The 23,209-nt window shown below is 54.9% G+C and carries 15 protein-coding genes and 1 tRNA gene; 13 read left to right on the top strand and 3 right to left on the bottom strand.

Annotated features, from left to right (window positions below; all coding sequences use genetic code 11):
- From JG725_RS20300 to JG725_RS20780, 10 genes are all read left to right on the top strand, one after another.
- Positions 1-6,543: BapA/Bap/LapF family large adhesin (locus JG725_RS20300; protein ID WP_199379651.1), on the top strand; the 6,543-nt coding region annotated here is incomplete at its 5' end.
- 140 nt (positions 6,544-6,683) lie between these two features.
- Complete coding sequence (locus tag JG725_RS20305; RefSeq protein WP_199379670.1) at positions 6,684-8,054, top strand: TolC family outer membrane protein; 1,371 nt, start codon at positions 6,684-6,686, stop codon at positions 8,052-8,054.
- The gene (locus JG725_RS20310; RefSeq protein WP_199379654.1) at positions 8,051-10,228 is read left to right on the top strand and encodes a type I secretion system permease/ATPase; all 2,178 of its coding nucleotides are present in this window, start codon (positions 8,051-8,053) and stop codon (positions 10,226-10,228) included. The genes JG725_RS20305 and JG725_RS20310 overlap by 4 nt, the downstream gene beginning before the upstream one ends.
- On the top strand, positions 10,218-11,414 hold the full coding sequence (locus JG725_RS20315) for an HlyD family type I secretion periplasmic adaptor subunit (protein WP_172291559.1): 1,197 nt from the start codon (positions 10,218-10,220) through the stop codon (positions 11,412-11,414). The genes JG725_RS20310 and JG725_RS20315 overlap by 11 nt, the downstream gene beginning before the upstream one ends.
- 307 nt (positions 11,415-11,721) lie before the next feature.
- Positions 11,722-12,399 carry an energy-coupling factor ABC transporter permease gene (locus JG725_RS20320; protein WP_172291560.1) on the top strand — a complete coding sequence of 226 codons (678 nt, stop codon included), beginning with the start codon at positions 11,722-11,724 and terminating at the stop codon, positions 12,397-12,399.
- Positions 12,400-12,529: 130 nt separating this feature from the next.
- Positions 12,530-13,747, top strand: a complete 1,218-nt coding sequence (locus JG725_RS20835) for a PAS domain-containing protein (protein WP_199379656.1) — start codon at positions 12,530-12,532, stop codon at positions 13,745-13,747.
- A gap of 460 nt (positions 13,748-14,207) precedes the next feature.
- Entirely contained in the window at positions 14,208-15,950 is a 1,743-nt protein-coding gene (locus JG725_RS20330) for an alpha-glucosidase (protein WP_199379658.1), read from the top strand.
- Between the two features lie 135 nt (positions 15,951-16,085).
- Positions 16,086-17,012 (top strand): D-2-hydroxyacid dehydrogenase, encoded by a 927-nt coding sequence (locus JG725_RS20335; protein WP_199379660.1) that lies wholly within the window; start codon positions 16,086-16,088, stop codon positions 17,010-17,012.
- Positions 17,013-17,235: 223 nt separating this feature from the next.
- Positions 17,236-17,311 (top strand) — tRNA-Gly (locus JG725_RS20340).
- Positions 17,312-17,536: 225 nt separating this feature from the next.
- A complete protein-coding gene (locus JG725_RS20780) occupies positions 17,537-18,028 on the top strand; it encodes a hypothetical protein (RefSeq protein ID WP_233356519.1) in 492 nt (163 codons plus the stop codon).
- Here JG725_RS20780 and JG725_RS20350 read toward each other — a convergent pair.
- The 3 genes from JG725_RS20350 to JG725_RS20360 all read right to left on the bottom strand — a co-directional run bounded on the left by JG725_RS20350 (position 18,015) and on the right by JG725_RS20360 (position 19,569).
- A complete protein-coding gene (locus JG725_RS20350; protein WP_199379662.1) occupies positions 18,015-18,863 on the bottom strand; it encodes an HNH endonuclease in 849 nt (282 codons plus the stop codon). The two genes, JG725_RS20780 and JG725_RS20350, sit on opposite strands and share 14 nt — an antisense overlap.
- A 132-nt stretch (positions 18,864-18,995) precedes the next feature.
- On the bottom strand, positions 18,996-19,310 hold the full coding sequence (locus JG725_RS20355) for a type II toxin-antitoxin system RelE/ParE family toxin (RefSeq protein ID WP_199379664.1): 315 nt from the start codon (positions 19,308-19,310) through the stop codon (positions 18,996-18,998).
- Between the two features lie 4 nt (positions 19,311-19,314).
- On the bottom strand, positions 19,315-19,569 hold the full coding sequence (locus tag JG725_RS20360) for an addiction module antitoxin (protein WP_048637314.1): 255 nt from the start codon (positions 19,567-19,569) through the stop codon (positions 19,315-19,317).
- 860 nt (positions 19,570-20,429) lie between these two features.
- On the opposite strand from JG725_RS20360, the gene JG725_RS20365 reads away from it, so the two are divergent.
- The 3 genes from JG725_RS20365 to JG725_RS20375 all read left to right on the top strand — a co-directional run.
- Positions 20,430-21,569 carry an MFS transporter gene (locus JG725_RS20365; protein ID WP_199379666.1) on the top strand — a complete coding sequence of 380 codons (1,140 nt, stop codon included), beginning with the start codon at positions 20,430-20,432 and terminating at the stop codon, positions 21,567-21,569.
- Between the two features lie 103 nt (positions 21,570-21,672).
- On the top strand, positions 21,673-22,059 hold the full coding sequence (locus JG725_RS20370; protein WP_370541776.1) for an aromatic amino acid transport family protein: 387 nt from the start codon (positions 21,673-21,675) through the stop codon (positions 22,057-22,059).
- 342 nt (positions 22,060-22,401) lie between these two features.
- Positions 22,402-23,209: Gfo/Idh/MocA family protein (locus JG725_RS20375; protein WP_199379668.1), on the top strand; the 808-nt coding region annotated here is incomplete at its 3' end.

Genomic DNA, 23,209 nt, shown 5'->3' on the forward strand with positions numbered 1-23,209 from the left:
GCCACTGCCACCGCACCGGATACCACTGCGCCTTCCGCCCCCGCCGATCTGCTGGTAGCCGAAGACGGTGCAACCGTCAGCGGTACGGCCGAAGCAGGCAGCGCGGTAACAATTACCGATACGGCGGGTAATACGCTGGGCAGCGTAACCGCCGGGGATAACGGCCACTTTAGCGTACCGCTATCCCCGTCCTTAACCAACGGCGAAGTGATTAGCGTGGTAGCCAGCGATGCGACGGGGAATGTTTCTGCACCGGCCACTGCCACGGCACCGGATACCACCGCCCCGAACGCGCCGGATGCCTATATCAATAGCGACGGCACTGAGGTAAGCGGTACGGCCGAAGCGGGCAGCATCGTAACTGTAACGCTACCGGACAGTTCTATCCTGACCACCACCGCGGATGCGTCTGGCGTATACAGCGTTGCGCTGCCTGCTGCGCTGACCAACGGTGAAACGGTGACGGTCACGGCGACGGATGCGGCGAACAATATTTCCACGCCCATTACCGCCACCGCGCCGGATACCACCGCGCCTTCTGCCCCCGCCGATCTGCTGGTAGCCGAAGACGGTGCAGCCGTCAGCGGTACGGCCGAAGCCGGTAGCACAGTGACGATTACCGATGCGGCGGGTAATACCTTGGGCAGCGTAACCGCCGGGGATAACGGCCATTTTAGCGTACCGCTATCGACAGTCTTAACCAACGGTGAACAAGTTAGCGCAATAGCCAGCGATACGGCGGGCAATACCTCTGCGCCGGCCACTGCCACCGCACCGGATACCACCGCGCCTTCTGCCCCCGCCGATCTGCTGGTAGCCGAAGACGGTGCAGCCGTCAGCGGTATGGCGGAAGCCGGCAGCACGGTGACGATTACCGATGCGGCGGGTAATACCTTGGGCAGCGTAACCGCCGGGGATAACGGCCACTTTAGCGTACCGCTATCGACAGTCTTAACCAACGGTGAACAAGTTAGCGCAATAGCCAGCGATGCGGCGGGGAATGCTTCGGTAGCGGCAACCGTTATTGCGCCGGATACCACCGCGCCTACCGCACCTACCGATCTGTTGGTGACGGAAGACGGTACAGCGGTGAGTGGCACTGCGGAAGCCGGCAGCTCGGTAACAATTACCGATACGGCGGGTAATCCGTTGGGCAGCGTAACCGTCGGGGATAACGGCCACTTTAGCGTGCCGCTATCCCCGTCCTTAACCAATGGCGAAGGGATTAGCGTGGTTGTCAGCGATACGGCGGGCAATACCTCTGCGCCGGCCACTGCCACCGCACCGGATACCACTGCGCCTTCCGCCCCCGCCGATCTGCTGGTAGCCGAAGACGGTGCAACTGTCAGCGGTACGGCCGAAGCAGGCAGCACGGTGACGATTAGCGATGCGGCGGGCAATACGCTGGGCAGCGTAACCGTCGGGGATAACGGCTACTTTAGCGTACCGCTATCCCCGTCCTTAACCAACGGCGAAGGGATTAGCGTGGTTGTCAGCGATACGGCGGGCAATACCTCTGCGCCGGCCACTGCCACCGCACCGGATACCACTGCGCCTTCCGCCCCCGCCGATCTGCTGGTAGCCGAAGACGGTGCAACCGTCAGCGGTACGGCCGAAGCCGGCAGCGCGGTGACGATTACCGATGCGGTGGGCAATCCGCTGGGCAGAGTAACCGCCGGGGATAACGGCCACTTTAGCGTACCGCTATCCCCGTCCTTAACCAACGGCGAAGCGATTAGCGTGGTAGCCAGCGATGCGACGGGGAATGTTTCTGCACCGGCCACTGCCACGGCACCGGATACCACTGCGCCGAACGCGCCGGATGCCTATATCAATAACGACGGCACCGCGGTAAACGGCACGGCCGAGGCGGGTAGCACCGTGACGTTGACCTTGCCGGACAACAGCACGCAGACTGCGACGGCGGCGGAAAACGGCACCTGGAGCATTCCCCTGCCGCAAGCGTTGACGGCCGGCGAGCAACTGGCGGTGACCGCCACGGACGGGGCGGGCAATACCTCCGCGACCGCGCAGGTTATTGTCCCGGACACGTCCGTGCCCGACACTACCGCGCCGGATGCGCCAGATGTTGTGTTCAGTAATGACGGGCTGATCGTCAGCGGCACGGCCGAGGCGGGCAGCACCATAACCGTGACCTTGCCGGACAGTTCTATCCTGACCACCACCGCGGATGCGTTTGGCGTATACAGCGTTACGCTGCCTGCTGCGCTGACCAACGGTGAAATCGTGACGGTCACGGCGACGGATGCGGCGAACAATATTTCCGCACCCACGCCCGCCACGGCACCGGATATCACCGCACCCGCTGCACCTACCGATCTGTCGGTAGCCGAAGACGGTGCAACCGTCAGCGGTACGGCCGAAGCAGGCAGCACGGTGACGATTACTGATGCGGCCGGCAATATGCTGGGCAGCGTAACAGCGGGTAATGACGGCGACTTCACCATATCGTTATCGACAGCCTTAACCAATGGTGAACAAGTTAGCGCAATAGCCAGCGATACGGCGGGCAATACCTCTGCGCCGGCCACTGCCACCGCACCGGATACCACCGCGCCTACCGCACCTACCGATCTGTCGGTAGCCGAAGACGGTGCCGCCGTCAGCGGTATGGCGGAAGCAGGCAGCACGGTGACGATTACCGATACGGCGGGTAATACGCTGGGCAGTGTAACCGCCGGGGATAACGGCCACTTTAGCGTGCCGTTATCCCCGGCCTTAACCAATAGCGAGGTGATTAGCGTGGTTGTTAATGATGCGGCGGGGAATGCTTCCGCCGCAATTACCGTCACTGCACCGGATACCACAGCGCCTACCGCACCTACCGATCTGTCGGTAGCCGAAGACGGTGCCGCCGTCAGCGGTATGGCGGAAGCGGGCAGCACGGTGACGATTACCGATGCGGCGGGTAATGCGCTGGGCAACGTAACTGCGGGCGGCGATGGCGGCTTCACCATACCGCTATCCCCAGCCTTAACCAATGGCGAAGCGATTAGCGTGGTAGCCAGCGATGCGGCGGGGAATGTTTCTGCACCGGCCACTGCCACGGCACCGGATACCACCGCCCCGAACGCGCCGGATGCCTATGTCAATAGCGACGGCACTGAGGTAAGCGGTACGGCCGAAGCGGGCAGCACCGTAACCGTAAGGCTACCGGACAGTTCTATCCTGAGCGCCGCCGCGGATGCGTCTGGCGTATACAGCGTTGCGCTGCCTGCCGCGTTGACCAACGGTGAAACGGTGACGGTCACGGCGACGGATGCGGCGAACAATATTTCCACGCCCATTACCGCCGCCGCGCCGGATCTCACCGCACCGGCGTCTCCTATCCATCTGCTGGTGACGGAAGACGGTACGGCCGTCAGTGGTACTGCCGAAGCGGGCAGCACGGTGACGATTACCGATGCGGCCGGCAATGCGCTGGGCAGCGTAATTGCGAGCGACGATGGCGGCTTTACGGTGCCGTTATCGTCGGCGTTGACCAACGGCGAGCAAATTAACGTGGTCGCCAGCGATATCGCGGGCAATGCTTCTGCGGCCGCTACCGTCATTGCGCCTGACTCCACCGCGCCGAATGCGCCCACCGCCGCCGTCAGCGACGATGGAGGCACTATCAGCGGGGTGGCTGAAGGTGGCAGTACCGTTACCATCACCCTGACGGATGGCACGACCGCTACGGTACAGGCGGATACAGCAGGCCACTACAGCTATGCTTTTCCGAGCGCGCAAGCCAACGGGGAGTCGGTATCGGTTACGGCGACCGATGCGGCGGGCAATGTCTCGCCGGTCACGAACGTCACCGCGCCGGTGCTGGATCTGGCGGCGAACGACAATGTCGTGTCGCTGGATTTGACGACCGATGCGGAAGTCACCACGGAATCGTACAGCGACTGGGGATTGTTGGTCGTTGGGGCGCTGGGCAATATTGCGTCGTTGTTGGGTAATAACAGCGCGCAGGTCACCTTCACGATCGATAACGGCGCCACGGCGGATGTGGTGCTGGAGGCCAATGCCACCGGCGGGGTGTTGTCGCTGCTTAACAACATGGGGGTGATGGTGCAGCAGTATCACGCTGACACCAACGCCTGGACCACGGTGATCGATACCGCGGATTCGCAGTGGGCCAGCCTGCTGACGATCGGTAATAACGGCGTCTCGCTGAACGTGGAACACATGAATGAAGGCACTTATCGCGCACTGGCATATAACACCACTTTGCTGGCGGTTGGCTCTTATACCAGCGTCGAGGCGACGGTGACTCAAACCGCCGCCGGCGTGGTGGGCGGGGAAACCGATTATATCGGTAACGTAATTACCGATGAGGATCCTAACCACGGTACGGATAGTGCGCCGGCGGGTACGGTGGTGACGCAGGTAACGAACAGCGCGGGAGAGGCGGTTTCAGTAACGGCGAATGGCACCACCATCCATGGCGAATATGGCACGCTGAGCATCAATCTGGACGGCAGTTATACCTATACGCTCACTGATACTTCCACGGCGGTGCTGGGCCACACGGATAGCTTCACTTACACGGTAACCGCGAATGGCAATACGGCCACGGCTAACCTGGTGATGTCGCTGGGGAAGGAAATCGGCGCAACCGGTCATGTCGTTGCCGTGGATGATTCGGCCGCCATTACCTATGACACCACGGTGGACGAGATAGATAACGGCTCCTCGTCGCAAAGTGGTTTTACCGTACTGAACCTTGGCCTGGGCAGTGTGCTGAATGTGGGCATTCTGGACGATCTTACCAACCCGATCGTTTTTGATGTGGAGGAAGGGGTAACCCGGACGATGACGCTCCAGGCGTCAGTCGGCGGCGTGTCCTTGCTGTCCGGCTTCGATCTCTATGTTTACAAATTCAATGACGCCACCCAGCAGTACGATCAGTATCGCGTGGTGGAACACTGGCTGAAGGTTCCATTGTTGGGCGGTTCATCCGATGAATTGACGCTGACGCTGGATGGCGGGAAGTACCTGTTCCTGCTGGATACCGCTTACGGCGTTTCCGCGCTGACGAAGTACACCCTGCATATTCTGGAAGACCATATTTATACCGTGGAGACGGTCGGCGCCAGCACGTCCGGTAATGTGATGGAGGATGACACTGCGCCGACAGGATCGTCGATCACCATGGTAAACGGCGTGGCGGTAGCCAGCGATGGCATCACCAGTATTACCGGCGAATATGGCGTGTTGACCATTGACGCGCACGGTAACTACACCTATACGCTGAATACCGGCGTGGGCGCGGACGGCATTACCGCGCCGGACAGCTTTGTGTATACGCTGACGTCGCCGGATGGCGAATCCGACATGGGCACCCTGAACGTCAATCTGACCTCTGCCCCGCTGACGGCGGTGGACGATAGCGTGACCCTGACGGCGATGGCGGTACAGGAGGAGATGACCTACAGCGACAGCGATGCCGGTTCCGTCAGTTGGCGCTCGTCGCTGCTCAGTTCCACCTCAGGGACCGCCAGCGGGACGGTCACGGTGGCGGAGCATACCGTGGTGAAAGACGCCAGCATCACTTTTGGCGTGAACTCGTTATTGAGTCTGGGCAGTATGCGTATTGGCTGGTCGTTGCTGAGTGAAGACGGGTCGCAACTGGCGTCCGGGTCGGTGGCCAGCGGGGCGCTGCTTGGCGGCAAAGCGACGGCCTCGCTTGGCGATCTGGAACTGGATGCCGGGGAATACACCCTGAATTTTACCGGTTCTATCGGGGCGTTGTCCGTAGGGGGGATCGCGGTAAGCGCATCAGTTGCCGGAACCAGCGTGCTGCTGGATGACTTCCATACCGAAACCGCCGTTGTGCAAGGGAATATTTTCGACGGCAGCGGTTCGGAAGATAGCGCCGCCGACCAACTAGTTTCCGTGGCGACCACGCTATCCATTACCGATGCGGACGGCAATATCACCACGCTGAATCCATACGTCACCAGCGACGCGACGGCGACGGTACAGGGCAAGTATGGCGCGCTGGCGCTCAATATCGATGGCGGGTACAGCTATACCCTGAACAGCGATGTGGATCTCACCACCATCACTGAAAAGGAAAACTTCAATTACACCCTGACCTCCGCGAACGGGGAAACCGCCGGCGCGGCGCTGACCATTGATCTGGCGCTGCACCTGAACGGCACCAGCCACAGCGATATCGCCACCAGTTCGGCCTACGACGACACCTTCACTCTCGGCGGCGGCGGCGACACGCTAATTTTCAACTTGCTGGATGCGGCGAGCGCCACGGGGGGCAACGGCAGCGACACCTGGACGGATTTCTCGCTGGCGGAGGGCGACCAGATTGATGTCAGCCGGTTGCTGCAAGGCTGGGACGACACGACCGGCAATGCCGGCGACTGGCTTTCTGTGGACACCGTTAACGGCAACACGGTGATCTCCATCGACCGTGACGGTCAGGGAACGGCGTTCAGTTCCACGGAACTGGTCACGTTGCAGGGGGTACAGGTCACGCTGGATGAACTGTTGGAAAACCATGCCATAACGGCCTGATACATTAAATCTCACGGCGCGGTGGTATCGCCGCGCTAGCGGTGATTTTATTCAATTGTTTGATTTTATTATGGAATGATATGAGTTGTTGTTGCAAATATGGGATGGCGCTGGCGTATTTATCAATCGTTGCCGGGGGAATGTACTCCAGCGTCAGCGCCGCAGAGACAGAGCGCCCGCCGGGCGTTATCAGCACCGGGCAGATCGTCGACTGGGAGCAATTGCCTTCGCTTTCCGGCCCGGTTGCTTCACCGGACGTTTCCAAAGCGCCTGAAAGTCTTGATATTAGCCTCGCGGTCGCGCGCGCCGTTTCCTGGCATCCGGCTGTTCGTGAAGCTGTCGGGCGGTTGTTGGAACAGTCGGAAGCGGTCAATGTGGCGCGGGCGCAATATTATCCGCAGGTGGCTGGCGGTATTAATAACGGTATTACAAATACTTACAACGACAGCGGTTATAGTCCGTCGCTGGTATTGTCGGTTTCTCAGATGTTGTATGACTTCGGTAAGACGGATAGCCAGGTGCGCGCCGCCAACGCCGGCGTCGCGCAGGAGCAGGCCAATGTGCTGGTGAACATTGATACCGTGGCGCATGACACCGCGTCGGCGCTGGTTCAGGTACAGGGCTATCAGAATCTGGTCGCCATCGCCAGGGACCAACTGACCGCGTTGGGCAACATCAGCCAACTGGCGCGTCAGCGCAACGATGAGGGCGCCAGTTCATTGTCGGATGTGGTACAGGCCGATGCGCGTATCGAAGGCGCGCGCTCCGCGTTGCTACAGTATCAGGCCAATCTTGACCGATGGCGGGCGACGCTCGCTTCCTGGCTGGGCTGGGAACGTATTCAACATGCCAGCGACGATTTCCCGCAAAGCCTGCGACACGCCTGCGAGGCGGGCGCGCCGGACGACCGGCTGATCCCGGCGGTATTAGCGGCTTACACCCAGGCCAACAAAGCACAGGCGCAGCTGGATGAAGCCAACGCCCGGATGCTTCCTACCATCTCACTACAGCCGGAAGTCAGTCACTACCTGAACGATCGTTACGCCAACAGCAGGACGCTGGATCGCACGCAATATTCCGCCTGGATAAAAGTCGAAATGCCCCTTTATCAAGGCGGCAGGCTGACCGCCAGCCGTAACGCGGCGGCGCATTCTCGGGAAGCCGCCAATGCCGCGGTGCAGGCCGCGCGGCTGGAAGCGCGCCAGCAACTGACGGAATCGCAAAATGAAGCCCTAAGTCTGGCGCGCACGCTGCAAATTCAGGTGCGGCAACAGGAACTGGGCGAGAAGACCCGTGCGCTCTATCAACAGCAATATCTGGATCTGGGCAGCAGGCAACTGCTGGATGTGCTGAACGCCGAGCAAGAGGTGTTTCAGGTACGCTTTACCGAACAGCAAACGCTGACCCAGCTTCGTCAGTTACAGCTCGATTGCCTGTATAGCACCGGCAAGATGCGAAGTGCGTTCACGCTGAATAATCGCACTATCCAGGCCGTGGAGATCCAGCCATGAGTCAGTTGACCGGGATAAACGTGCATGCGGCGTCGGCGGACGACGTGCGGTTATTGTCGCGCTGGGCTTCCGCCATCGGCTATATCGCCGGCGATTACCGGCTGGCTTTTTCACCGGGCGCGCTTCAGGCCAGCGCACAGTGGCTGGGTGGCGGCACGTTCATCCAGGCGTTGCAAAATCTGGCGCGTCAGGCCGGATTGACGGCCCGCGTCCTTCAGGCGCATCAGGATATCGCCGCCTGGCGTCTGCCGTTGGCGGTACAGTTGGCCGATGGTCAGGTCGGCGTTATTGAACAGTTTGATGGTCAGGACAGCGTGAGCGTCTGTTTTATGGCGGACGGCAACCAGCTTAGCCGGCTCTCTCTGAGTCAGCTTTTGCCGGAGATCCGCCATGTGGTGGCGCTACGACCGGTGTCGGCGGTAAAAGACAGCCGCGCCTGGCGCTACCTGGAAAATTACCGCCCGGACTGGCTGTGGAAACTGGTGCTGCGGGATTTCAACCCTTACATCTATGTGATGCTGGCCTCGCTGGTGGTTAACGTTCTGTCGCTGGCCGGAATACTGTTTTCCATGCAGGTTTATGATCGGGTGATCCCGGCGCAATCCTATCCGACACTCTATGTCCTGGCGATCGGCGTGTTGATCGCGGTGCTGTTCTCTTTTCTGCTACGGCTGGCGCGTGCGCACATTATGGATATTCTTGGCAAGCGCGCGGATATCCGCATTTCCGACCGGGTATTCGGCCATGCGTTGCGGCTGCGCAACAGTGCGATCCCGCGATCCACCGGGAGCTTTATTTCCCAACTCCGGGAACTGGAGCAGATCCGCGAAATGGTCACCTCCACCACGGTTTCCGCGGTGGTCGATCTGCCGTTCTTTCTGCTGTTTTTACTGGTGCTGCTGATCGTTGCGCCGGCGCTGTCGTGGATCGCGCCGGCGTCGGCGCTGTTGATGATCCTGCCGGGCCTGCTGCTGCAAAAGAAACTGGCTCTGTTGGCGCGCCAGTCCACGCAGGAAATCACCCTGCGTAACGCGGTGCTGGTGGAAAGTGTGCAAGGTCTGGAAGATATCAAACTGATGCAGGCGGAGAACCGTTTTCAGCAGCAGTGGAACAGTTATATCCGTATTAGCGCGGAGTCCGGGGTGCGGATCCGCAAACTTACCCAGTGGCTGATTAGCTGGGGCGTGAGCGTTCAGGGACTGGTGTACGCGCTGGTGGTGATGATTGGCGCGCCGTTGGTGATTGAAGGGGAGATGACCACCGGGGCGATTGTCGCCGCATCGCTATTGTCGTCGCGCATGATTGCGCCGATGACCACGCTGTGCGGCGTGCTGGCGCGCTGGCAGCAGGTCAAAGCGGCGAAAGAGGGATTGGACAGCGTGATGCAATTGCCGGTGGAGAACGGTCATGATGAAAGCAAAGTCAATTGTGATGTGCTGTATGGTCACTACCAGTTCCATCGCGCGGCATTCCGCTACCACAGTGAAGATAGCGCGATCGTGCTAAAAATAGCGGAGCTGGAAATCCACCCCGGTGAACGGGTGGCGATCCTGGGACGCAATGGCGCCGGGAAGTCCACCCTGCTCCAGGCGATGGCGGGCGGTATGGAGTTGGTGGAGGGCGAGTTGCGGCTTGATAACCTGAGCCTGGCGCATATCGATATGGCGGATATGCGCCGCAATATCGGCCTGCTCACACAAAACGCCCGGCTGTTTTTCGGCACCCTGCGGGAGAATCTGACGCTGGGCGCGCCGCGCGCCGGCGACGCGGAGATCTTTGCCGCGCTGGAGGTGTGCGGCGCGGATGGTTTTGTGAAAAAGCTGGCGGCGGGGTTGGATCACCCGGTGATGGAGGGCGGGATTGGGCTTTCCGGCGGCCAGCGGCAGTCGATCCTGCTGGCGCGCATGTTGCTGCGCGATCCGAATATCGTATTGCTGGATGAACCGACCGCCTCGCTGGACGAGCATACCGAACGGGAATTTATTCAGCGCCTCGCGGGTTGGCTGGCGGGGCGTACGCTGGTGGTGGCGACCCATCGGGTCGCGGTGCTGGAACTGGTGGAACGCGTTATTGTGCTGCAAGAAGGCCAACTGGCGATGGATGCGCCGAAGGAGCAGGCGCTGAGCGCCGGTCGGCATCACAACGGACGCCAGGATGCAAATAATGAAAATTAATCCGCTGAAACCGATCGACGACGATCTGGAAAATGAAAACGATCGTAAAAGTCAGTACGTCGGCGCCGAGCGGATCATTGTTATTACCGCGCTGTTGCTGCTGGCGACGGGGATCTGGGCCGTGTTCGGCTCTCTCGACGAAGTTTCCACCGGCATCGGGAAAGTGATCCCCAGCTCGCGCGAACAGACTTTGCAGTCGCTTGACGGCGGAATACTGTCGGCATTGACAGTCCGCGAGGGGGCGCTGGTGGAATCCGGGCAGGTGGTGGCGCGGCTGGATCCGACCCGTTCCGAATCCAATATGGGCGAGAGCGCCGCCCGCTATCGCGCCTCGCTGGCCGCCAGCATCCGACTGAACGCAGAGGTCAACGACCAACCGCTGGAATTCCCTGATTCGATAAAAGACTGGCCGGAGCTTACCGCCGCCGAAACCCGGCTCTATAAAAGCCGGCGTACGCAACTGGCGGACTCCGAATCACGGCTGAAAGAAGCGCTGGTACTGGTTGAGAGCGAACTGACGATAACCGAGCGGCTAGTGAAAACCGGGGCGGCGAGCCACGTTGAAGTGCTGCGTCTGCGACGCCAGAAAGCGGATCTCGATCTGAAACTGACCGACCTGCATTCGCAATATTATGTGCAGGCGCGCCAGGAGCTGGCCAAAGCCAACGCGGAAGTGGATATGCTTTCGGAAGTGATTAAAGGGCGCGCGGACTCCGTCACCAGGATGACGGTGCGTTCGCCGGTGCGTGGCATTGTGAAAAATATCCAGGTGACCACCATCGGCGGGGTGATTGCGCCCAATGGCGATCTTATGGAAATTGTTCCGGTGGACGATCATCTGCTGGTTGAAGCGCGTCTGTCGCCGCGGGATATTGCGTTTATTCATCCGGGTCAAAAAGCGTTGGTGAAAATCACCGCCTATGACTACGCCATTTACGGCGGGCTGGACGGCGTGGTGGAAACCATTTCGCCGGATACGATTCAGGATGAAGCCAAACCGGAGATCTTTTATTACCGGGTATTTATTCGCACTGACCAGGATTATCTTCAGAACAAAGCCGGTCGCCGTTTTTCCATTGTGCCGGGGATGATTGCCTCGGTGGATATCAAAACCGGTGAGAAAACCGTGATGGATTATTTAATCAAACCGTTTAACCGCATGAACGAGGCGCTGCGCGAGCGCTAAATAATGCCCCGCACGGGGCGCATCGTCCTTTCTGTTGTCCTCGTCAGCCAAACGACTGTCCCTCTTAATCAAGCGAATGTCCGTCTCAGACAAGTATTGGCGGCGCGCCAGACTTATTTTAGAAACAGGGATTGAATTGGTAAACACGCTAGAACAGTAAAAAGGAAATTACATGGTTATTGAATGCTCCACCCCAGAGTCATTGCAAAGGATCGCCGGCCGGCAGCACGGCTAACGCTGACTGACGCAGCACAATTATTAACAGGCATCTGAAACGCCGTCCGTCCGGGCGGCAACGGAGGAACTCATGCATATCGAACCCGATCTTGTCGACGCCGGAAAAATCTGGTTGAGCTACGCCACGGCGGCGGGCGCCGCCACCTATACGTTCAAGCTGGCGCTGGAGGGCATACGCGAACGCGGTTTGCTATCGCTTGCGCTGCGTTCCCTTGCCACCACGGCACTGGTTTTCAGTTTCTTTGAGGTTCTGCCGCACCACCCGGTCGGCGTTTCCGAGGTGCATTTCATCCTCGGCTCGACGCTGTTCCTGCTGTTCGGCGCCGCGCCGGCGGCCATCGGCCTGGCATCGGGCCTGCTGATCCAAGGGCTGTTCTTCGCGCCTTTCGACTTGCCGCAGTACGGCATGAACGTCACGACGCTGTTGGTGCCGCTATTCGCGCTGTCGGCGCTGGCCGACCGTATCATCAAACCGGATACGCCCTATGTTGAACTGACCTATCGCCAGGCGCTGGCGCTATCGACGGCCTATCAGGCCGGCATCGTCTCCTGGGTTGCTTTCTGGGCTATCTACGGTCAGGGCTTCACGGGTGAAAATATCGTCAGCATTCTGTCGTTCGGCGGAGCCTACATGTCCGTCATCATCCTTGAACCGCTGGTCGATCTGGCCGTGCTGGCCGTCGCCAAAGCGGGCCGCCGTCTGCGCGACAGCGCTCTGGTGGAACGGCGTCTCTATCAGTCCCTGTAAAACGATAAAAGCGTAACCAACCCCGCCGCGCGCCTTTCGTTCGCGCGGCGGGGCCGGTTTGTAATTTCGCCGGCGGCGGCAGCATGTCCTGCCGCCGGCGCATTTCGATGGCATATATTGGAGGGATACCATGTTGCTACTCACTAGAGCAAATCATCAGGCGCTGACGGCGCTTGCCGACAGGCTGGCCGGCCCCGATATCTACATGCCTGCGCATCCGACAACTCATCCGCTGCTGCGGCGGATCCTGACGGACAGCGAACAGTTGCTCGACGAGCGGCAAATGCTGCTGGCGCAGGTGGCCGATCTTGAGGGCAAGCTGCGACTGTCGGAAGCGCGCCGGGAACTGGCCCTTCTGAGCGTCGGCGAACGCTTTTGGGAAATGGCGCCCGACGGCCTGTTGCTGTGGTCGGGTAATCAGAAAGCATCGATGCCGGAGCGGTTCGATCTGTGGAACGAGCTACTGCATCCGGAAGATCGCCGCGCCAACAAGGAGGCTCTGACGCGCCATCTTACCGACCGCAGCGGCCGGACGCCCTACGATCTGGAGGTACGCATCGCCGCCGGGGCCGACGGTTACCGCTGGTTTCACATCAGCGGCGCAACCCGCCGGGATGAGCAGGGAACGCCGCGACTTACCGCCGGCATCCTGCGCGATATCCAGGCGCAACGCCAGCGGGACGAAGAAATGGCCCTCATCAAGACGCGTTTCGAGATCTCCCGCGAATGCATTCAAGATGCGCTCTGGGATGTCGACATCATCGCGGGCGATCCCGCCAACCCGGAGAACGTCATCTGGTTCTCTTCCCAAATGCGCCGCCTGCTGGGCTATGAAACGATAGCGGAATTTCCCGACGTGTTAGACAGTTGGATATCCCGCCTGCACCCTGAAGACAGCCAGCGCGCCATCGGCGCCTTTGTCGCCCATGTCAACGATCGCACCGGAAATACCCCTTTCGATGTGGTTTACCGGCTCAAGCTTAAGAGCGGGGAATACCGCTGGTTTCGAGGCCGGGGGCAGAGCCAGCGCGCCGTCGACGGCACCGCGCTGAGGACGGTGGGCGCCATAACCGACGTCCATGCCATCCATGAGGAGAACCTGCTGCGTCAGGCTCAGGAGCGACAACACCAGGTCATGCAGGAGAACCTGCGCATGCTGACCGATATCGTCACCACTATCCAGAGTATCGCCAGTCAGACGAATCTGCTGGCGATCAACGCGGCCATTGAGGCGGCCAGGGCGGGCGAATCGGGCCGCAGCTTCGCTGTCGTGGCCGATGAGGTACGTAAGCTGGCTGTACGCACCAGCGAGGCGACACGGCAGGCGGCCAGTATGATTGCCGGCTAGCGCCGATCCGTCATCGCATCGCATTTGCGCGTCTGATTTTTTTTGCGGCGCAATATAAATAAACTCCGGGGGCCGGGACTGCCTGTCAGGCTAGTTGTTGTCCGTAACCCCCGGATTAAAATATAAAAGAAAAGTGTGCCAGGAAAAATATAAATTTATTTATTGGTTAATAATTAGTGACCATTCCATTTATTCTGAAAATAAATAAAAACCACATGCGAGTGTTTAATATAAATAACAGTGTAATTATCCGGTTAGGGTATTATTTACATAGCGGAATAATTATTTTGCCAGGATGTTAATTATCTGGAAATATATATTATTTCATTCCATCATTTGTTAACTTGATCACAAAGTCGGCTTTTATCGATAAACTCCTGCCAATATGAGCTGTAACCTTTCAGCTACGACAGATAATCTTTTATTAATAACTAATCGTATTGACAGATGAGGAATTAAGATGGAAAAAATACATCTTTGTGGGCTGGCAGTCATCGCATCATTAGCCAATGTCGCGCTATCAACTGAGGCGGGCGCCGCAGAAAATGAAGGGAAATGGTGGAAAGAGTCCGTCGTTTATCAAATCTATCCGCGCTCTTTTAACGACAGTAATGGTGATGGTATTGGCGATATCAACGGTATTACCGAGAAGTTGGATTATTTAAAAAATCTCGGCGTCGATACTATCTGGCTGAACCCGCATTTTGATTCACCCAATGCGGATAATGGTTTTGATATTCGTGATTACAGAAAGGTGATGGCCGAATACGGTACGATGCAGGATTTCGATAATATGATGCATGAAATTAAGCAGCGGAATATGCGCTTAATTATCGATCTGGTCGTGAATCATACCAGCGATGAACATCACTGGTTTCAAGAAAGCAGAAAGTCGAAAGACAATCCGTACCGTGATTATTATTTCTGGCGGGACGGGCGCAATGGTAATGTTCCTAATAATTATCGCTCTTTCTTTAGTAGTTCAGCCTGGGAAAAAGATGATGCGACAGGGCAATATTACCTGCACTATTATAACGAGAAACAACCCGATCTGAATTGGGATAACAAGAAAGTGCGCAATGAAGTCTATGACATTATGCGCTTCTGGCTGGATAAAGGTGTTTCAGGGTTCCGTATGGATGTCATTCCCTTTATATCCAAGCATGAGGGACTTCGTGATTTGCCGGCGGATGAGTTGACCCATCCCGAGTTTTTCTACGCCCGCGGGCCGCATGTTCATGAATATTTGCAGGAAATGAATCGGGAAGTCTTATCACACTATGACACCATGACCGTGGGTGAGGCGTTTGGCGTGACATTTGAAGATGCGCCTAAATTTATTAATGCCGATCGCAATGAACTCAATATGTTATTTCATTTTGATATTGTTCGCCTTGACCGTGACAACTGGCGTAAAACCACGTGGACGTTGCCGCAGTTGAAAGCGACGTATCAAAAAATTGAGCAGGTTGGCAAAAATGGATGGAATACCAGCTTTCTGAGTAACCACGATAATCCGCGGGCCGTGTCGCATTTTGGCGATGACAGCGATCAATGGCGCGTGCTATCCGCCAAGGCGTTGGCCACGATGATGTTGACTCAGCGGGCCACGCCGTTTTTGTATCAGGGCGATGAACTGGGGATGACGGATTATCCGTTCAAGAACATCGAGGATTACGATGATGTCGAAGCCAAAGGACGCTGGGTAACTTTCGTCGAAAGTGGAAAAGTGCCGGCGGAAGAGTACTTGGATCATTTGCGGCAAACCAGCAGGGACAATGCACGAACTCCGATGCAGTGGAGCGCGGAAGCCAACGCCGGCTTTACCAAAGGAACGCCCTGGTTTCACGTTAATCCAAACTATAAGCAGATTAATGCCGCCTCTCAGATCAACCAACAGGATTCCATATATAACTATCATCGTGAACTTATTGCATTAAGACGGCAGACCCCCGCATTGATATATGGGGAGTATCGGGATCTTGATCCGCAACATGATAAACTTTTTGCCTATACCCGCACGCAGGGGGATCAACAGTATCTGGTGGTGATTAATTTCACCCACGATAACGTTGAATGGAATATTCCTGAAGGTAAAAAGATTGTCAAAACGCTAATCAGTAACCGTACTGAACAGGCGGCCGCTCCCGGCGACAATCATCTGACTATGCAGCCCTGGCAGGCGGCGATTTTCCAGATGTAGTAAACTCATTGCCTGCAATAAAATGCAGTTGTCTGTCGTGATGTCCGTGAGTGCGAGGGGTTAAGTCAGCTTAATCCCTCGTTTATTTTTCTCTGTTTGATGTCCGGCGCTGTCCTTGACGTGAGGAAGCTGTTTATGACCACGATCCTGCTGCTGGATCCTCGTGCTGATGAAATCAGCGCCGTGTTGCATGATGAAGCGCCAGAACTTGAGCTTGTATCGTCGGATGGAACGGCCGAGCAGGCTGAGCGCTGTCCTATCTGGCTTGGCGAGCCGGATGTTGCCGCGGCTCTGTTGGCGCAGGGCGTTAAACCTGAATGGCTGCAATCGACCTGGGCCGGGTTTAAGCCATTGCTGGCTGCCGGATTGCCGCAGGACTATCGGTTAAGCCGGGCCGTGGGCGTGTTTGGTCAACCGATTGCCGAGTATGTGCTTGCCTATATGCTCAGGCACGAATTGCAGATAAGTGAGCGGCAGAACAGTCAGAATAAGCGGGAATGGGATCGCCGTTTGCCGGGTTCCCTGCTATGCAGAAAGGTACTCATCGTCGGCGCCGGTGAGATCGGCTGTGAAGTGGCCGCTTTCCTGCGGCCTTTCGGTGCGAAACTGTATGGCATTGTGAATACCCCCCGAGCGTTACCTCACTTTAAACAGGTCATGGGGATCGCCGCGTTGCAAACGGCGGTGCGGGATGCTGACTACGTGATTAATCTTTTGCCTGATACCGCCGTAACGGCAGATATCTATAACTCCGCGCTGTTTGCCGCGATGAAAACCTCAACCCTGTTTATTAACGTTGGGCGGGGCACCGCCGTGGTTGATGAGGATTTACTTGCGGCTTTGCGTAGTAAACGGCTTGCCGGCGCGGTTCTGGATGTTTTCCGGCAGGAACCTTTGCCTGAGACTCATCCATTTTGGCGGGAACCGACCCTTACGATCACCGCCCATATTGCCGGCCCGATGGTTCCCACGCTGTTAGTGCGCCTGTTTCTGGATAACCTGGCTTGCTTCCGCCGGGGAGAGGCATTACGCGGAGAAGTAGACTTTGCAAAAGGGTATTGAACCTGCCAGATTATTGGACGGTATTAGGCCGCAATGTCGATAAAGCAAATTTTCGCTGAAAAGGTCTTGTCAGCCTCGGTAGATTGGGACATAATTCCGTCCGCCAAATGAATGTATAATCATAATATTCATGGGGTTATGTCCATTTTATGGACAAGGTATCACTCTTGGTCCGGTAAGTTTGCTTTTCAGTGGAACTAAGAGATAATACAGCGCACCAAATGCGGGAATAGCTCAGTTGGTAGAGCACGACCTTGCCAAGGTCGGGGTCGCGAGTTCGAGTCTCGTTTCCCGCTCCAATTTCTTTTCTATAGATGTCCACCAAAGTCTGTAGCTCTCTGATTCAACAGGGTAATCGCTCTGTTGAGCCTCCAGTAAAATCCACTGAAAACCACCGTCAACTACGCCGAAGTAGTACACAAATTAGTACACGAAAATCGGGTGCGTTACGGATGCGGATTGTTTGCTGAGTCGCTTCCCTGTGCGCGGTACACCTCTCTTCAACCTTGAAGGAGGCATACCCTATGGCGTTAACCGATGCCGTCGCCCGGCAGGCCCGCACCACCGGCAAAACCTATACCCTGAATGATAGCGACGGGCTGTCACTGTTCGTGACCGGTATCCCTGCCCGGAAAAAATGCTCCGCTTGTTGCTATGCCCCCAACGGGGCTAAATGGCTGTCATGTGCGTCAACCAAGCAAACTGATCCTCTCCTTCAAGTTATTCCAGTGGTATTGAGTACCACACTCAAACGGAACGGTGCAATGGCCGGTCAAGATAAGGACAAAGTCCCCGACTGGAAAGCACTCGTGCAACTTGTTGCCATGATACAAAGGCAGCTATCGCCCTATGCTGTCGTACAACACAATGTGATGCTTGATGGAGTTCAGAGTGAAACCAAAAGGCAGGTAGATGTTCTTGGGTGCAGAGCATTGGGCAATACAATGAGCGAATTACAGATAAACACCGGCACAGTTTCATCACATCCAAGCGAGCTCCTTGTTAGCCATTTTTGAATACATGTTCTCGGTGGTACTCCATGTAGCCCATTAGCTTGCCAGGGAGTTTTCTTAACTGGAGATCGCCTGCTAGCCCTAACTTCTGGATATCGTCTTGGAATAGTATTGATGAAAACATTACGGCCCCATTTGCGCTGAATGTAATTAGGCCCGAATCAAAAAGGTGATCTAGCGTCGGTTGCAGAAGCAGCCCATTCATAGGATCTAAGCGTTCTTGATTGGACGAATCTTTCCATGGCTTTATATGTGATGCACGAAGCAGATATAGGTTGCTTAGGCCCGTAACTGCACAAGAGCCCCATAGCTTCACTACACCATCTCTAAATAATCCTTGTCCAATCCGGCTTTTTACAATTGAGTCTCTTTCAGTTTGATCGAGTAACTTGTATTCGTTTTGATGTGATTCAATGTCGTCTAACAGATCTGAATTATGAGGTTTTTGACCAACTTTGAATACAAACTGACTTGGTTCTGTTGTACGCAGCTTATGTTCTGTGAGAAAAATCTCGCCGTAGTAAATGAATGGCGAATGATGTATGTCTCGATAAAACAGATGTATTTCATTATTCGCAGATTCAGCATTTATAATTCTGCTATCTGAAGAATGCCTTTTCTCGCCTTCCCATCGCAGTAATCCTTCGTCTAGAAAGTCGTTGTACTGGGTTAGTGCTTCTTGTTTTTCTTTTGTCACGAATAAGATTATGTAGTTGCTCCCCGAAGGTGTGACAACGCCTCTAGAAATTGCCTGAAATCCATTGTAGCCCCAAATATCAGCCAAATAGGGACGTTCATATGCTTTCCCAATTTTCAGTTTTTCAAAGCTGACTGGCACGATATCTCCTTACTGATGGTTGACGCCGCAAGCAAGCGCGGCTTTGTTGTGAAAGCGAAGCCGCAACGAAAAAGCCGTCGCCAGCCTGTCTACACCTTAACGCATTTAATAATAACCACGCCTAGGCCGCCATCAAATGCCAAAATCTTCTCGAAACCGATCAATCAGATGCATCCGCCCGTGCAGAACCGTCACGATACCTATATCGCCGTTTGATAGTCTGCGCCAGTAGATAACATGTCGCTCGTAGCGAAAGAAGAAACCGTCTACTCCAAATTCGGCGGGTACTGGCCGTGAAAAGACCTCGTGGGTGTCTATCTTGCTAAATGCCTGAAACATGCCGGTAATGTAGCGATCCGCTTGCTCTGTACCCCATCGCTCGCGGGTGTAGCTGTAGATCTCGTCAAGACAATAAGAGGCGGCCTCCTGAATGCGAACATTAGCCATAGGGTCAGGCCTTGTTGCGTGCAATGATATCGGCGGCGGTCAGGGATACGTATGAAGACTCTGGTGCAGCAAAGGCATTAGTCAGTTCGGCCTTAAGTCGTGCGAATGCTTCCGCTTCTACCCGCTCTTTGTCCCGGCGGATCAGGTCCCGGATGTACTCGCTGACGTTGTCGTAAGCGCCGTTTTCGCCTACGTTGGCGGCTACGAAGTCGCTCAGCGGCCCTTTGAGGCGAACGGTCATTGTCGTGGTTCGGGACATGCTGTGTTCCTCATTTATGTATCACGTATTGAATATAATCAAAAAATAATACAAAAACAATGTCGGTGCATATGCCATAAGGTTTAATTAATATGAATAAAAAGTATTATTTTCATAATGTTATTCAATATTGGCGCATTGTGTTTGGCGCGAGGATAATATTAATCGGGAAGGGCGATTGAGCTTTGATGGCTGCCTAAAGGCGCTGCTAATTCGTTTGCTTGACGAGCCACCAAAACAAGACTAATTTCAAGACCAAACTGATACTGACAGTATCAAATTAACGTTAATAAACTCAGACTTAGTAACTCAGTGCTTGTCTCGTTTCCCGCTCCAATATCTGATCTACAGACTTCCACTGTCGTCTGTAATTCGTTGAAAAAAGACCTTCGGGTTAATGCTGGTTACTTAAGGTAACCAGCATTTTTTTAACGGATATTTAGCTCGTCTTCCCCTCACTTCTCTGGGATAACTTCGCTCTCGGCAGACGGAACAGCAGAATAAACTTCAGTAACGTGCGTTATTTCATCCCATGTCAAACACATAGCTATACAATTAAGCCGCTGCAAAAATGCTTTGCATAAGTCGCGATAATTATCATAACTAACTGAAATTAATTTATTTAATATAATGTCAAAAATAACATTAAAAAAATATTGATATATTAAAAAAAATAAAGCTACCATTTAGCACCGTTTAAAAAGAAGAAAATAATCAGAATGTCTTGTCTGTTACTGGCGCTGGCCGCACTGTTCTGAGGTGGGAACTACGTCTGGTTATGCTCCGGGTTCAAAGGTATACCGACCACTCGCTGATAATAATATCGCCGTTTAGCACGACAATCTCAGGAAGTGTTATTTATGGTAAGGATGTATTTTTATCTTATTCTCGCCGCGTCGGTATCGGCACTGGCGACGGATATGATAGTGCCGGCATTACCCGTATTACAAAAAACATTTAATACCGATTACTCCACAATCCAGCTAACCATCAGCGGGTTTCTTGTAATATATGCCTGTAGCCAATTATTGTCAGGTTTTGCCGGTGAGAAACTGGGGAAACTCCGTGTGTTGACGGCCAGCTTTATTCTTTTCCTTGCCGGGAGCGTTATCTGTTTTATGGCTGAAAGTCTTCACATGCTTCTGGCCGGGCGGGCGTTGCAGGCTGTTGGCGCCGGGGCGGGACCGGTTCTTTCAAAAGCCATTGCGAAAGATACTTTTTCGCCATTGACGCTAAAGCGGGCCCTGTCCGACATTTCATCAGCCAGTGCAGTCGTTCCGCTCATCGCACCGCTTGTCGGCGGGGTGATACTGGGGCATCTGAGATGGAATGATATCTTCCTTGTTATGGTCATTTTCAGTGTTCTGACCATCATGTTGTCTCCCCGTTCTCTGGCAGTGCCTCATAATGAGACAATCCCGGAGACCCCTGGATTTGTCACACCGGCATTTATTCAGGGCACGCTACTTGTCTCGCTTATGCTGAGTTCACTTTTTTGTTATATCTCGCTCTCACCGGCAATTTTTATGCAAGTGTTCGGACTCGGTACGCTGAATTATTCCTTCCTTTTTTCTGCATCTGTTCTTTTCTTTATAGCCGGAAATCAGTTCTCTAAATTTGAACGTCTGGTCAATCCCTACGTTTTATTCCTGATAAATGCACTGTCTGTTATCCCGTTTATAGCAGGCAGCCAATCCCTGCTATTGTGCATTGCCGGGGCGATGATATTCAATTTCACCCTCGGTGCTTATTACCCCACAGCGAACTTTATTGCGTTACAAATTAAAGGAAATAAAACCGGGATTGCTACGTCAGTCACTGGGTTTATTCAGACGGTCAGCGCCGGTGCCATCAGTTTTCTTGCCGTAAAACTGACGGATATCGGACTCGGGTTCGACAGAACGCTGGGAGTCAGCGCCTTATTCCTGACGGTTCTGTCACTTATAGTTGTAAACACAATAAAGGTAACGCAATGGAAAACTGGCAAAAAAGGAAGATAGACAGATCGCTGAAATATCAGACCCGGGTCTTTTCAGAGCATATTAACGAACTTGTCGTGGTAAAAAGGGATGGTAGGGCGGTGACACAGTCATTGTTCTATGGATTTCTCATTTCACTTTTGATCTATGCGTTCTGGCCTCCCTGATGTCCGCCTCTATTGGACTTTGTGATTACCTGGAAGATATGCTTAAAAACCGCTTCAACCGGGCCTCGCGCCCGCTAGCGATTTTACTGACTTATTTTCCTCCGGCGGTGATATGCATTTTTATGCCCGAAGGTTTTCTTCCGGCGATGGCGTTTGCCGGAGTATCTCTGGTGTCGTGGAGTGTGTTACTGCCTCCGTTTTTACTTCTTAAGGTGAGAAAGTCCACTCTCAAGGCTGTGTATACCTTCCCAGGAAATAATCAGGTTTTGATGCTTATTCTCAGCGTGGGATTCTTAGTCTGGTTAATGATGTTTTTTTATCTTTTAAATGACGTTTTAAGATGAGCGTCTGGCGCAGCTCGATGCCTTGTCGTCGCAGCAAGATCGAAAACAAGATCACCGTCACTTTTTCGACCAACATGTCTGTCACTTTTGTGATTACCGCAGCTATTTTTCATTTTGCGGATTTGCAAACAATGAGCTTTAGCTTTGAATACCTGATTATAACTTTCGTTGAGTCGTGCCAGTTCATAGTATCGGTTCCAGTACTCTTGCTGTGAACCAACAATTTAAGCTCTTTTGCCCTCCTTTTTTGCACCCGGGTGCAAAAAAGGAGGGCAGTGAAATATACGAGTAGTAGCGGAGTGTCTTGTTACTTAATTAACTCTTAGGCCTATTGGAGGTTCTATGGTAAACGGTGAAAAATTAATCCCTCAACCGCTGCGCTGGGCGATGATCGGAGGAGGGCGGTTGAGCCAGGTTGGCTATAAGCATCGCAGCGGCGCGTTGCGCGATAATACGGCGTTCCAGCTGGTGGCCGGCGCATTTGATATCGATGCCAAACGCGGACGTGACTTCGGGGTCAATCTTGGACTGGACTCCAGCCGTTGCTATGACGATTACAAACAATTAATAGCGGCTGAAAGCCAGCGTGAAGACGGCGTGGAAGTGGTGACGGTCGCCACGCCCAATGGGACGCATTATGAAATTACCCGGGCGGCGCTCGAAGCCGGCCTGCACGTCATTTGCGAAAAACCGCTGTTTTTCACCACCGCAGAGGCTAGAGAAATTAAGGCGCTGGCTGAAGAGAAAGGGCTGATTGTCGGCGTTACCTACGGCTTTTCCGGTCATCCTTTGCTGATGCAGATGCGCGCCATGATCGCCAGGGGAGACATTGGCGAAGTGAGAATGGTGGAGTTGCAATATACGCACGGCTTCAGTTCCGACGCGGCGGCGGAGAAGGGCAACGATGCGGCGAAATGGCGGGTTGACCCCAAGATCTCCGGGCCGAGCTTTGTGTTGGGCGATATTTCCACTCACACCTATTACATCTCTCAACTGGTGATGCCGGACTTGCATATCAAGGAACTGCTGTGCGATCGCCAAAGCTTCATCCCCTCGCGAGCGCCGCTGGAAGACAATGCGATGGTTCTGATGCACTACCACGGCGGCGCCGTGGGCAGGATGTGGGCATCGGCAGTGAACGCCGGCTCCA

The sequence above is a fragment of the Brenneria sp. L3-3C-1 genome (assembly GCF_016456245.1).
Taxonomy (GTDB): domain Bacteria; phylum Pseudomonadota; class Gammaproteobacteria; order Enterobacterales; family Enterobacteriaceae; genus Brenneria.